Source organism: Kitasatospora sp. NPDC002227 (assembly GCF_040296285.1).
Classification (GTDB): Bacteria; Actinomycetota; Actinomycetes; order Streptomycetales; family Streptomycetaceae; genus Kitasatospora.
Genome location: NZ_JBEOWY010000021.1, coordinates 25,397 through 38,176, shown reverse-complemented (window position 1 = coordinate 38,176; position 12,780 = coordinate 25,397). Strand labels below are relative to the sequence as shown.

General features: G+C 72.0%; 11 protein-coding genes and 3 tRNA genes. 12 read left to right on the top strand and 2 right to left on the bottom strand.

Annotated elements, in window-relative coordinates; all coding sequences use genetic code 11:
- Positions 1–11: 11 nt before the first annotated feature.
- Complete coding sequence (locus ABT095_RS20040; protein ID WP_350530787.1) at positions 12–1,040, bottom strand: M48 family metallopeptidase; 1,029 nt, start codon at positions 1,038–1,040, stop codon at positions 12–14.
- A gap of 175 nt (positions 1,041–1,215) precedes the next feature.
- On the opposite strand from ABT095_RS20040, the gene ABT095_RS20035 reads away from it, so the two are divergent.
- The 8 genes from ABT095_RS20035 (at position 1,216) to ABT095_RS20000 (ending at position 5,528) form a co-directional block, all read left to right on the top strand.
- Positions 1,216–1,362 carry a hypothetical protein gene (locus tag ABT095_RS20035; RefSeq protein WP_350530786.1) on the top strand — a complete coding sequence of 49 codons (147 nt, stop codon included), beginning with the start codon at positions 1,216–1,218 and terminating at the stop codon, positions 1,360–1,362.
- A gap of 143 nt (positions 1,363–1,505) precedes the next feature.
- Entirely contained in the window at positions 1,506–1,652 is a 147-nt protein-coding gene (locus tag ABT095_RS20030) for a hypothetical protein (protein WP_350530785.1), read from the top strand.
- A 79-nt stretch (positions 1,653–1,731) separates the two neighbouring features.
- On the top strand, positions 1,732–2,355 hold the full coding sequence (gene nadD / locus ABT095_RS20025) for a nicotinate-nucleotide adenylyltransferase (RefSeq protein ID WP_350530784.1): 624 nt from the start codon (positions 1,732–1,734) through the stop codon (positions 2,353–2,355).
- Positions 2,352–4,028 carry an LCP family protein gene (locus ABT095_RS20020; protein ID WP_350530783.1) on the top strand — a complete coding sequence of 559 codons (1,677 nt, stop codon included), beginning with the start codon at positions 2,352–2,354 and terminating at the stop codon, positions 4,026–4,028. Before nadD ends, ABT095_RS20020 begins: the two co-directional genes overlap by 4 nt.
- 100 nt (positions 4,029–4,128) lie before the next feature.
- A complete protein-coding gene (rsfS, locus tag ABT095_RS20015) occupies positions 4,129–4,572 on the top strand; it encodes a ribosome silencing factor (RefSeq protein ID WP_350530782.1) in 444 nt (147 codons plus the stop codon).
- Positions 4,569–5,216 (top strand): histidine phosphatase family protein, encoded by a 648-nt coding sequence (locus tag ABT095_RS20010; protein WP_350530850.1) that lies wholly within the window; start codon positions 4,569–4,571, stop codon positions 5,214–5,216. The genes rsfS and ABT095_RS20010 overlap by 4 nt, the downstream gene beginning before the upstream one ends.
- A gap of 129 nt (positions 5,217–5,345) precedes the next feature.
- Positions 5,346–5,418 (top strand) — tRNA-Ala (locus ABT095_RS20005).
- 37 nt (positions 5,419–5,455) lie between these two features.
- Positions 5,456–5,528 (top strand) — tRNA-Ala (locus ABT095_RS20000).
- Between the two features lie 63 nt (positions 5,529–5,591).
- Here ABT095_RS20000 and ABT095_RS19995 read toward each other — a convergent pair.
- Complete coding sequence (locus ABT095_RS19995) at positions 5,592–6,497, bottom strand: helix-turn-helix transcriptional regulator (protein WP_350530781.1); 906 nt, start codon at positions 6,495–6,497, stop codon at positions 5,592–5,594.
- Positions 6,498–6,599: 102 nt separating this feature from the next.
- Here ABT095_RS19995 and ABT095_RS19990 point away from each other — a divergent pair, with 102 nt between their 5' ends.
- From ABT095_RS19990 to leuS, 4 genes are all read left to right on the top strand, one after another.
- Positions 6,600–8,036 (top strand): MFS transporter, encoded by a 1,437-nt coding sequence (locus ABT095_RS19990; RefSeq protein WP_350530780.1) that lies wholly within the window; start codon positions 6,600–6,602, stop codon positions 8,034–8,036.
- A gap of 107 nt (positions 8,037–8,143) precedes the next feature.
- A tRNA-Ala gene (locus tag ABT095_RS19985) sits at positions 8,144–8,216 on the top strand.
- Between the two features lie 93 nt (positions 8,217–8,309).
- Positions 8,310–9,602 (top strand): NsdA family TPR-like regulatory protein, encoded by a 1,293-nt coding sequence (locus tag ABT095_RS19980; protein WP_350530779.1) that lies wholly within the window; start codon positions 8,310–8,312, stop codon positions 9,600–9,602.
- 223 nt (positions 9,603–9,825) lie between these two features.
- Entirely contained in the window at positions 9,826–12,696 is a 2,871-nt protein-coding gene (gene leuS, locus ABT095_RS19975; RefSeq protein WP_350530778.1) for a leucine--tRNA ligase, read from the top strand.
- Positions 12,697–12,780: the final 84 nt, after the last annotated feature.

Below are 12,780 nucleotides of genomic sequence, written 5' to 3'. Positions count from 1 at the left end.
CACGGCCAGGGCTACGGCTGCGGCTTCGTGAAGGTGTCGCGGAGCTTGCCGCCCACGGTGCCGACGCCGTCCGCGACGTCCCGCAGGAGCCCCATCAGCGGGTCCTTGCTCTCCTTGACCGACTTGGCGTAGGAGTCGGCGGCCGCCTTCCACTGCTCGCCCACCGAGGTGGCCGGGTCGTCCTCGCGGCGCGGGTAGTCGCCGGCCATGATCGCGCGGTACTCCGGGCTCTCGGCCCACTTCTTCAGTTCGGCGACCCGGACCACCGCGAAGGGGTGGGTCTGCGGGAGCACCTGGAGGAGCTTGAGCACGCCGTCCCGCAGGTCACCCGCCCGCTCGTACTCCTCGGCCTGCTCCAGGAAGGCGTCCACGTTGAGCTCGGCCAGGTTGTGCCCGCCGGCCAGCTTCATCAGGCCGCGCATCGAGGCCTGCAGGTCCTGCCCGGCCAGCAGCCCGGCCCGGTCGCAGGAGAGCTCGGCCTTGCGGAACCACTCCTTGAGCGCCGTGATGACCGCGCTGATCGCCAGGTTGCCCAGCGGCAGCCAGGCGATCCGGGTGGCGATGTTGGTGAGCACCAGCAGCATCGTCCGGTAGACGGCGTGGCCGGACATCGCGTGCCCGACCTCGTGGCCGACCACGGCCCGCAGCTCCTCCTCGTCCAGCAGCTCCACCAGCCCGGTGGTCAGCACGATGACCGGGGTGTCCATCCCCACGCACATCGCGTTGACCGTCGGGTCCTGCGTCACGTACAGCTCGGGCACCTTCTCGAGGTCCAGCAGGTACGCGGCGTCGCGCACCATCGCGTGCAGTTCGGGGAACTGCCGCTCGGAGGTGCGGACGGCGGTGGCCAGGTACATCAGCCGCACGCTGCGCTCGGAGATCAGGCCGGCGAGCTTCTTGAGGATCTCGTCGAAGCCGGAGAGCTTGCGCAGGGCGACCAGGGCCGAGCGGTCGGCGGGGTGCTCCCAGGCCCGCGTGGAGATCCCGGGGAAGCGCTGGCGGCGACGGCTCGGGGAGTTGGGCTTGGTCGGGTCGGTCATGGTCGGGTGCCTCCTGGTCCAGGTCGGTTGTCCACTCAACGACTTGCCGTGCGTACTCGTCCCCACCGCCACGCTACGCCCGGGGGGCCGGGCGGGGAGCGGGTGTGAGCCGGTCTACCCTGGCGGTACGACCCGAAGCCGCGGGCCGTGCCGTACCGCCCCGAGGAGCCCGTCCATGAACCCCGCCACCCTCACCTCGCTGGCCGCCCCGATCTCCAGCGAGAACGGGCCGGGCCTGTTCCTGCGTCTGGTCGTGATCGCCTCGATCGTCGGTGTCGGCCTGCTGGCATGGATCCTGGTGCGGGCCGGCCGCAACAACTGACGCCGTCACGAGGGACAGCTCACCGGGAGTCAGACGCGGTGGGCCGCCGCGCGGTTGCGCGGGCCGCCCCCGTACGATGAGCGCGCGAGCCGCACGGCCCGCGCACCTGCCCCGCCCGTCGAGCCGAGAAGAGCCCGCCGACCATGAGCGCTAACACCCTGCCCGTCCTGACCTCGCTGGCCGAGGGCGGCAACCACGAGAGCCTGAACCCGTACCTCACCGGCGGTGCGGCGCTCTTCATCCTGCTGCTGCTGCTCTACGTGACCACCCGCTTCAACCGCGACCGCTGAGCCTGCGGCGCCCCTTCGCGCAGCGTGGCGGTGGCTCGGCTTTCCCCGCCGTCACGCGCGTCGCGTAAGGTGTGGCGGCATGGGACAGCAGGCCGAGCACGCACCGCTGAGGAAGCGCCTGGGCGTGATGGGCGGGACTTTCGATCCGATCCACCACGGGCACCTCGTCGCGGCGAGTGAGGTGGCCAGTGCGTTCCACCTCGATGAAGTGATCTTCGTACCGACGGGACAGCCCTGGCAGAAGAGCGACCGCCAGGTCACCTCCGCCGAGGACCGCTACCTGATGACGGTCATCGCGACGGCGGAGAACCCGCAGTTCTCGGTCAGCCGGATCGACATCGACCGCCAGGGCCCCACCTACACCGTGGACACGCTGCGCGACCTGCGCGCCCTCCACCCGGACGCCGACCTCTTCTTCATCACCGGCGCCGACGCCCTCGCCCAGATCCTCTCCTGGCGTGACTCCGAGGAGCTCTTCTCCCTCGCGCACTTCATCGGCTGCACCCGCCCCGGGCACACCCTCTCCGACGCGGGTCTTCCCGTCGGCGGGGTCTCCCTGATAGAGGTTCCGGCACTGGCCATCTCCTCCACGGACTGCCGGATCCGGGTCGCCAAGGGCGCACCGGTCTGGTACCTCGTCCCGGACGGCGTGGTCCGCTACATCGACAAGCGCGCGCTCTACGCGCCGGGAGGTGCGACGTGACCGGACGGCCGGAGGACTACCCCTACCAGGAGTACCCGCAGCAGGGTCAGGGTTACTACGAGCAGCAGCAGCCGCAGCCCGGGTACGAGCAGCAGCCCGCCTACGAGCAGCAGTACTACCAGCAGGAGTACGTACAGCCCGAGTACCAGCAGCAGCCGTACCAGGAGTACCCGCCGCAGCAGTACTACCAGCAGCCGCAGCAGTACCCGCAGCAGGGCTACTACGAGCAGGGGGGCTACGAGCAGCCGCAGCAGTACTACCAGCAGCCGGTCGCGCCCCAGCCCGTCCAGCCGGTCGCCCAGCCCGTCCGGCCCGTGGCCCCGGCTCCCGCTCCGGCGCCGGTCCAGCCGCCCGTCGCCCCGGCGCGGCCGCCCGTGCAGCCGGCGCCGCCGCGCCCCCGGGTGCCGCAGAGCGACGCGGACAACGACTACGCCACGGGTGAGTTCACCTTCGTCGACGAGGAGGCGGAGGAGACCGAGGACGTCATCGACTGGCTGAAGTTCGCCGAGTCGCGCTCCGAGGTGCGCGCCGAGCGGCGGCGCAAGCTGCGCAACCGCGCCGTCGCCGGTGTGGTGGCGCTGGTCGTGCTGGCCGCCGGCGGTGCCGGGTACCTGTGGTGGACCGGCAAGCTCGGCGGGACGGCCACCGTGGCCAAGGCCGTGGGCAAGCGGCAGGTCAACGTGATGTACCTGAAGGACCTCAACGGCAAGGTCTCCACCGCGCTGCTGGTGGACGACGAAGCGGGCGGCAAGGGCGCGGCCCTGCTGCTCCCGGACGGCCTCAAGGTGCCCGGTGGCGGCGACGGCTCGCCCGTGCCGGTCTCGCAGGGGGCCGGCGCGCTCGGCGACTCCGGGCTGCGGGAGGGCCTGAGCACCGTGCTCGGTGCCCCGGTGGCCGGAACCTGGCGGGTGGACACCCCGTACCTGCCGCTGCTGGTGGACGGGCTCGGCGGGATCCGGATCGACGCCAACGTGGAGATCTCCGACAACGGCAAGGTGCTGGCGCAGGTCGGCAAGGACGTGCTGCTGAACGGCCGGGCCGCGCTGCTGTACGCCACCTACCAGGCCCCGAACGAGAGCCGGGACGCCCAGCTGGCCCGGTTCGGCCAGGTCCTCGGCGGGGTGGTGAAGGCGATGCCGACCGAGCTCTCGGACGCGCAGGACACCGTGCACCGGCTCAACCAGGTGCTCGACCCCTCGCTGCCCGAGCAGGCGCTGGCGGGAGTGCTGGCCCAGCTGGCCCAGCAGGCCAAGGCCGGGCACTTCGCGGTGAGCACGCTCAAGGTCCAGCCGGACGGCACGCTGGACGAGAAGGTGGCCGGCCAGCAGGTCAAGGACGTCCTCGGCGGCACCGTGCACAGCGCCCAGTCGACCTCCGGGACCGCTCGGGTCAGCATCATCAACGCCACCGGTGACGACAAGGCGCGCGACAGCGCGATCGTGCAGATCACCAACGCCGGGCTCAGCGCGGTGCCGAGCAGTGACAAGGCCCCCGCGACCCAGCCCACGAGTGAGGTCCGCTACACCGACGACTCCCGGCAGGGTGTCGCGAAGTCGCTGGCGAGCAGCCTCGGACTGCCGGACTCGGCGGTGAAGAAGAGCACCGACGTGCAGAACGCCGACATCGTGCTGGTGCTCGGCAAGGACTACCAGGTGCCGAAGCAGCCGCAGTAGGCACGGGTGTGAGCGGGGCCCCGGTCGTGATCGACCGGGGCCCCGCGCCGTTCGTGAGATCCTGGAAGGCGAATCAACGCCATCGAGCCGGAAGAACACTGTGACTGCCACGGACCACAGCCAGGAACTCGTCAAGGTCGCCGCGCAGGCGGCCGCCGACAAGCTGGCCCACGACATCATCGCCTTCGACGTCAGCGACGTGCTGTCGATCACCGACGCCTTCCTGATCGTCTCGGCCCCCAACGACCGCCAGGTGAAGGCGATCGCGGAGGAGATCGAGGACCAGCTGCGCGAGCAGCTGGACATCAAGCCGGTGCGTCGCGAGGGCGAGCGCGAGGGTCGCTGGATCCTGCTCGACTTCCTCGACATCGTCGTGCACGTCCAGCACTCCGAGGAGCGCTCCTTCTACTCGCTCGACCGCCTGTGGAAGGACTGCCCCGAGCTGCCGATCCCGGCCGACGCGCTGGCCACCCGCAACCGCCCGGAGAACGCCGTCACCGACGCCGCCGGCAACGCGGTGTCCGCCGCCGAGGACGCGAGCTGAGCCGCGCCGCGCGGGGGCCGCGCATCGTCTTCTGGCGGCACGGCCAGACCTCCTGGAACCTCGAGAACCGGTTCCAGGGGAGCACCGACATCGAGCTGACCGACCAGGGCGTCTTCCAGGCCCGGCGGTCGGCGGCGCTGCTCTCCGGTCTCCACCCGGACCTGCTGATCTCCTCCGACCTCAAGCGGGCGGCCCGCACGGCCGCCGAGCTGGCGAAGATCACCGGGCTCGACGTGCAGCACCACGAGGGGCTGCGGGAGACGTACGCGGGCGAGTGGCAGGGCCTGACCAACTCCGAGATCCAGGAGCGGTTCCCGGAGCAGTACCAGGCCTGGGCCAAGGGCGAGCCCGTCCGGCGCGGCGGCGGCGAGCTGAGCACCGAGGTGGCGGACCGGTCCGTGCCCGTGGTGCTCGAGGCCGTCGACAAGCTGCCCGAGGACGGCACGGTCGTCGTGGTCAGCCACGGCGGCACCATCCGGACCATGATCGGCCGACTGCTCGACCTGGAGCCCGCGCAGTGGGAGCGCTTCGGCGGCCTCTCCAACTGCTGCTGGTCCGTCCTCGGTCTGGGCGCGCGCGGCTGGCGGCTGCTCGAGCACAACGCCGGGACGCTGCCGCAGCCGGTCATCGGCGACGAGACCTGAGCGTCGGTACCGGGTGCCGACGGAGCTTCACGGACGGGATTTCGCAGTTCCGGGCCTGACCAGCTAGAGTCTTCCTCGTTCGCAGGAAAGAACGCCGCCCGAGAGGGAGGCGGGAAATCCTGAGAGTGCGGGGCTGTAGCTCAGTTGGTAGAGCGCTTGCATGGCATGCAAGAGGTCCGGGGTTCAATTCCCCGTAGCTCCACTCCGCACCACCGGCCCGCGAGGGTCGGTCGCGACGCGGGGCTGTAGCTCAGTTGGTAGAGCGCTTGCATGGCATGCAAGAGGTCCGGGGTTCAATTCCCCGTAGCTCCACAGCGACGAAGGGCCGCCTCCCACCCGGGAGGCGGCCCTTTCGCTTGTCCGGCGGCCGGGGCCTCAGGCGCAGACGTGCCCGGCGGGCACCGGCGAGCTCGGGTTCGCGGTCACGTACTCCATCCGCTCGCGGTCCTGGTCACTCTCCGGGGTGTAGACCACCAGGTAGGTCTCCGGGGCCGCCGGGAGGGTCAGGTACGAGGCCTGGAAGTGCAGCACGCCCACCGCCGCGTGCCGGAAGACCTTCCGTGACGTCCGGGGCGGTCCGACCTCCTGACGGGCCCACAGCTCGGTGAAGAGCGGGCTGGCCGCCGAGAGGTCGCGGATGTACTCCTCCCAGGCCGGCTCGCCCACGTGCCGCCCGTAGGCGCCGCGCAGCACCGCGACCATCCGGGGCAGCTCCTCGTCGCGGTTGAGGAACGGGCTGCAGCACTCCGGCGCGGTGAAGGCGCACCACATGCTGTTGCGCCGCCCGCTGGGCAGGCGCGGGCGGGTGGCGGCGGGGAAGAGCGCGTCGTAGCCCGCGTTGTGGCGCAGCAGGTCGTAGCGGTGGTTGAAGACCCCGGCGGGCAGCGGCGCGAGCTGGTCCAGGATGACCTGGATCGCCGGGTCCAGGACGGGGCACGGCTCGGCGGCCGCCGCCGGGGTGAGCCCGGCCAGCCGGAAGAGGTGGTCCCGCTCGGTGTGGTCCAGGCGCAGCGTCCGGGCCACGGCGTCGAGCACCTGCTCGCTCGCGTTGATCGGCCGGCCCTGCTCCAGCCAGGTGTACCAGGTGACCCCGACCCCCGAGAGCTGGGCGACCTCCTCCCGGCGCAGGCCCGGGGTGCGGCGGCGGATCCCGGGCGGCAGGCCGACGGCCTCGGGCGTCACCCGGGAGCGGCAGGCCTTGAGGAACTGCGCGAGCTCGGTGCGCCGCTGGTCCCGGCCGGGCGTGGGGGCGGTCCTGTTGCGTTCGTCCAGCACGGTCATGCGTCCATGGTGGCCGAACTCCGGTACCCGTAACAGGGTGGTGCCAGTACCAGGATCAGCAGGCTCTAACCACCAGTACCGGGCGGCCGCCACGATGGTCGCATGACGGACCTTCAGATCAGACCGCAGGGGGCTCCGGCCGGGCCGACGAACCGTCAGGTCAGGCCGGGCCTGCTGCTCGCCCTCGTACTCTCGGGCCAGTTCATGGCCGTGCTGGACATCTCGGTCGTCAACGTGGCCGTCCCGACCATCCGCACCGACCTGCACGCCACCGGCGCGGGCCTGCAACTGGTCATCGCGGGGTACACCATCGCGTACGCGGTGCTGCTCATCACCGGCGCCCGGCTCGGCGCCCGGTACGGGTACAGCAGGCTGTTCCGGTACGGGCTCGCCGTGTTCACCGGGGCCTCGCTGGCCTGCGGGCTGGCGCCGAGCACCGGCACGCTGATCGCCTTTCGGATCGCCCAGGGGGTCGGCGCCGCGGTGATGGTGCCGCAGGTGATGAGCCTGGTGCAGCGGACCTTCACCGGTGCCGCCCGCACCCGGGCGCTCGGGTTCTACTCCGCCGTGCTCGCGGGGGGCATGGCGGTCGGGCAGGTGGTCGGCGGGCTGCTGGTCAGCGCCGACCTGTTCGGGACGGGCTGGCGGCCGGTCTTCCTGGTGAACGTGCCGCTCGGGCTGGTGCTGCTCGCGGCCAGCGCGAGGCTGCTGCCGTCCCTGCCCGGGGACAGTTCGCGCGGCTTCGACATCCCCGGCCTGGTGGTGCTGGCGGCGGCGCTGGGCACCCTGGTGGTGCCGCTGGTGCTCGGGCACGAGCTGGGCTGGCCGGCCTGGGGCTGGGCGATGCTGGCGGCGAGCGCGCTGCTGTTCGGCGTCTTCGGGCTGGTCGAGCGCCGGATCTCGGCCCGCGGCGGGCAGCCGCTGGTGCCCGGCCGGGTGCTGCGCGCGCCCGGGCTGCTGCCGGCGGCCGGGGCGATCTTCCTGATCATGGCGGGCTTCTCCGGCTTCATGTTCGCCTTCGCCCTCCACCAGCAGGCCGGGCTCGGCCACAGCGCGCTGCGCGCCGGGCTGCTCTCCGGGCCGGTCGCGGTCGGCTTCGGCCTCTCCAGCCTGCACTGGCAGCGGCTGCCGAAGCTGCTGCACCGCCCGCTGCCGGTGCTCGCGCTGGCCCTGATGGCGCCCGCCTACGCCGGGCTCGGGCTGCTGCTCGGCGACGGCGGCGAGATCGGCCTGCTCGCCGAGGTGCTGCTCACGCTGGCCGGCTTCGCCGCCGGGTGCGCGTACAGCCCGCTGTTCGGCCGGGCGCTCGGCAAGGTCGACCCCGCGGACGCGGCGGACGGCAGCGGCGTGATGGTGACGATCGTGCAGCTCGGCCAGGTGGTCGGGGTCTCGCTGCTCGGCACCGTCTTCCTCGGCCAGGTCAGCTACCCGGCCGGCGCGGCGGCCTCGGGCGGCGCCTTCCTGGTGACCTGCGCGGCGATCGCCGGCGGTTTCGCCGCGGCGGCGCTGTTCGCGGGGCGGACACGGCGTGCGGTCTGAGATACAGAGGGAGGGGGAGGCCTGCGGGAACGGATTAGGGGCCGGGCCGATGACCGTGTAAAGTAATCGGTGTCGCCGGGGGAAACGCCGGGGGCACCGAAGGTCACGGGGCTGTAGCTCAGTTGGTAGAGCGCTTGCATGGCATGCAAGAGGTCCGGGGTTCAATTCCCCGTAGCTCCACAGGCGAGAAGGCCGCCTCCTGTTTGCGGGAGGCGGCCTTCTGCTCTTCCCGTCGGCTTCCGCTCGGCCGGGCCGGGCCGTTACGGTCGTCGCATGGCCGATCTGGCGCGCAAACGCAACGAAGAGCTCGCCCGGATACTGCACCAGCTCGGCTGGAGCCCCGAGCGGCTGGCCCGCGAGGTGAACGCGGCCCTGCCCGTCGCGCTGGCGATCAGCTCCACCGCCCCGTACAAGTGGCGTGACCGCGGCATGGTGCCGCGCGCCCCGCACGACCAGGCCGTCTGCGAGGTGCTGGGCCGCACGCTGGGCATCGCCGTCACGTACGACCAGCTCTGGGGCCAGATGGGCAGCAGCCGGGGCGCCAAGATCCTCTCGCCCAAGCTGCTCACCGACCCGTGGACGGCCGACACCGCGCAGACCGCCCTGCGCGAGGCCGGGGCGGACGCCGCGCCGGTGCGCCTCACCGACCTCTTCCGCGGCGACGAGCTCGAACAGGCCGCCCGGCACTGGTCCTCGCCGCCGCCCGAGGTGACCGGCGGCGAGGGCGCGCTGCGGATCGCCGCCGAGCAGCTGACCGACCTGCGGCTCAGCTACGAGAGCAAGCAGCGCCTCGAGCGCACCTACGGCGGCGGGCTGATCCTCGACCTGGCCAAGGCCGAGCTGGCGATGACCGGCAAGCTGCTCGAACTCGGCGCCTACGACGAGAAGCTCGGCCGGGAGCTGTACGGCGCGGCCAGCCGGCTGGCCCGCCTGGTCGGCTGGGCCAACTACGACCTGGGCAACGACGCCGCCGCCCAGCGCGCCTTCGTCGCCGCCCTGCGCGCCGCCCACGTCTCGGGGGATCCGCGCCTGGGCGTCAGCGTGGTCGGCTGCCTGGCCGCGCAGGCCACCCACAACTCCGGCGGGCGCGGCCTGGACGCGGTCGCGATGCTCTCCACCGCGCTCCGGGCGGCCGATGGCGTGCTGACCCCGCGTGAGCGGGCCCTGCAACTGGGCCGGATAGCCCGGGCGCACGGCAAGAAGGGCGAGCAGATCAGCTGCGAGGCGGTGGCCGACCGGGCCTTCCTGGCGCTGGACGGGGAGGCCGGGCACAGCCAGGAGCTGGCCGACCTCGAGGGCATGGTCGGCGAGGGGTACCTCTTCCTGGGCGACCACGAGCGGGCCCAGCGGCTGCTGCGCAGCGCGGTGGCGGCGCTCGCGCCCGAACGGGCCCGGGTCAAGGCGCTGCTGATGGTCCGGCTCGCGGACTCCTGCCGCCGGACGGGTGCGGAGGCCGAGGCGGCCCGGACGGCGGACGAGGCGCGGGCGCTGGCCGCGGGCATGCAGTCCGTCCGGGTGGCCCGGGCCCTGCGGGACTTCGACGCGGCGGTGCGCGAGGTGGCCTGAGGGGTTTTCGCGGGAGGGCTTCGGGGCGTGCGGTACCCTGAGCCCATGCGAACCGTGCGCCTGCTCCTTAGCCGGCCGCGCTGACCAGTACCGGCCCGGGTGCCGGAGTCGGCGTGGCGTCCCCTCCTGCGAGGGGCTTTTTTGTTTCCCGCCCCTTCTCCCGGTGAGCACCCTCCCCCTGGCCGCCGGTTCGCGAACTGACATCGATGGAGCCCGAAGGATCATGAGCGAGACGACCCCTGCGGCCGAGGCCGCGACCGAGCCCTTCCGCTACGGCGCGGCGCTGGCCGCCGAGATCGAGTCCCGCTGGCAGGACGTCTGGGAGAAGGAGGGCACCTTCCAGGCCCCCAACCCGGCCGGTGCCCTGGCCGACGCGGCCGCCGGTGACGTCGCCGCGAAGCCGCACAGCTTCATCATGGACATGTTCCCGTACCCCTCGGGCGCCGGTCTGCACGTCGGCCACCCGCTGGGCTACATCGCCACCGACGTCTACGCCCGCTTCCAGCGGATGACCGGCCACAACGTGCTGCACACGCTGGGCTACGACGCCTTCGGCCTGCCCGCCGAGCAGCACGCCGTGGCCACCGGCCAGCACCCGCGGATCACCACCGAGGCGGCCATCACCAACATGCGGCAGCAGCTGCGCCGCCTGGGCCTGGGCCACGACCCGCGCCGGTCGATCTCCACCATCGACCCGGAGTACTACCGCTGGACGCAGTGGATCTTCCTGCAGATCTTCAACTCCTGGTACGACGAGGCCGCTCGGAAGGCCCGTCCGATCAGTGACCTGATCGCGCAGTTCGAGTCGGGTGAGCGCTCGACCGGTGACGGGCGCGAGTGGTCCTCGCTGTCCGGCGTCGAGCGGGACGAGCTGCTGGGCGAGTACCGGCTGGCGTACAGCAAGGAGGTGCCGGTCAACTGGTGCCCCGGCCTGGGCACCGTGCTGGCCAACGAGGAGGTCACCGCCGACGGCCGCTCCGAGCGCGGCAACTTCCCGGTCTTCAAGTCGAACCTGCGCCAGTGGATGATGCGGATCACCGCGTACTCCGACCGCCTGATCGCCGACCTGGACCTGCTGGACTGGCCCGAGGCCATCAAGCTGCAGCAGCGCAACTGGATCGGCCGCTCCGAGGGCGCCCGGGTCGACTTCGCGGTGGGCTCCGACGCGATCACCGTCTTCACCACCCGCCCGGACACCCTGTTCGGCGCCACCTACATGGTGCTGGCCCCCGAGCACGCGCTGGTCGACTCGATCGTCCCCGCCGCCTGGCCGGACGGGACCCACGGCGACTGGACCGGTGGCCACGCCACCCCCGCCGAGGCTGTGGCCGCCTACCGCGCGGAGGCCGCCGCCAAGTCGGACGTCGAGCGCCAGGTCGACGCCAAGGTCAAGACCGGTGTCTTCACCGGCGCGTACGCGACCAACCCGGTCAGCGGCGAGCAGGTGCCGGTCTTCATCGCCGACTACGTGCTGATGGGCTACGGCACCGGCGCGATCATGGCGGTGCCGGCGCACGACCACCGCGACTTCGCCTTCGCCCGCGCCTTCGACCTGCCGATGCGCTGCGTGGTCAAGCCGACCGACGGCCGCTCCGACGACCCGTCGACCTGGGACGACGCCTTCGACACCTATGACTCCGTCATCGTGGCCTCGTCGCGTGACGGCCTGTCGCTGGACGGCCTGAGCGTCGTGGACGCCAAGGCGACCGCCACTCAGTGGCTGGCCTCGCAGGGCCTGGGCGAGGGCACCGTCAACTACCGCCTGCGCGACTGGCTGTTCAGCCGCCAGCGGTACTGGGGCGAGCCCTTCCCGATCGTCTACGACGAGGACGGCGTGATGCACGCGCTGCCCGAGTCGATGCTGCCGGTCGAGGTGCCCGAGGTCGAGGACTACTCGCCGCACACCTACGACCCGTTCGACGCCACCTCCTCGCCGAAGACCCCGCTGTCCCGGAACGAGGAGTGGGTCAACGTCCAGCTGGACCTGGGCGACGGCGTGCGCAGCTACCGCCGCGAGACCAACACCATGCCCAACTGGGCCGGCTCCTGCTGGTACGAGCTGCGCTACATCGACCCCGCCAACTCCACCGCCGTGGTCGACCCGGCCAACGAGGGCTACTGGCTGGGCCCGACCGAGCAGAAGCCGGGCGGCGGCGCGGACCTGTACGTCGGCGGTGCCGAGCACGCGGTGCTGCACCTGCTGTACGCCCGCTTCTGGCACAAGGTGCTGCACGACCTGGGTCACGTCTCCTCGGTCGAGCCGTTCCACAAGCTGTTCAACCAGGGCATGATCACCGCCGACGTCTACCGCGACGAGCGCGGCTTCCCGGTGCCCGCCGCCGAGATCGAGGAGCGCGACGGCAAGTTCTTCTGGCAGGGCGAGCAGGTCAAGCGCGAGGCCGGCAAGATGGGCAAGTCCCTGAAGAACGCGGTCGCGCCCGACTCCATCTGCGACGAGTACGGCGCCGACACGCTGCGCCTGTACGAGATGTCGATGGGCCCGCTGGACGTCTCCCGCCCGTGGGACACCCGCGCCGTGGTCGGCTCGTACCGCTTCCTGCAGCGCCTGTGGCGCAACATCGTCTCGGAGACCACCGGCGAGCTGGTCGTCACCGACGAGACGCCGGACGAGGCGACGCTGCGCGCCCTGCACAAGGCGATCGACGGCATCCGGGGCGACATGGCCGGCCTGCGGTTCAACACCGCCGTGGCCAAGGCGATCGAACTGAACAACTTCCTGGTCAAGCGCGGCTCGACCCCGCGCGAGGTGGCCGAGCAGCTGGTCCTGATGATCGCCCCGCTGGCCCCGCACGTCGCCGAGGAGCTGTGGCGCAAGCTGGGCCACGAAGGCTCGCTGGCGCACACCGACTACCCGGTCGCCGACCCGGCGTACACGGTGGACGAGGCCGTCGAGTGCGTCGTGCAGATCAAGGGCAAGATCAAGGCCCGGCTGCAGGTCTCCCCGGCGATCTCCGACGCCGAGCTGGAGGCACTGGCGCTGGCCGACCCGGCCGTGGTCGAGGCGATCGGTGACGCGCCGGTCCGCAAGGTGATCGCGCGGGCGCCGAAGCTGGTGAACATCGTCACCGGCTGACGCTCCGCACCGTTCTCAGGGCTCCCCTTGCACGCGTCAGGGGGAGCCCTGAGTCGTCCCTGAAGTCTGCCGGGATTTCCCTCG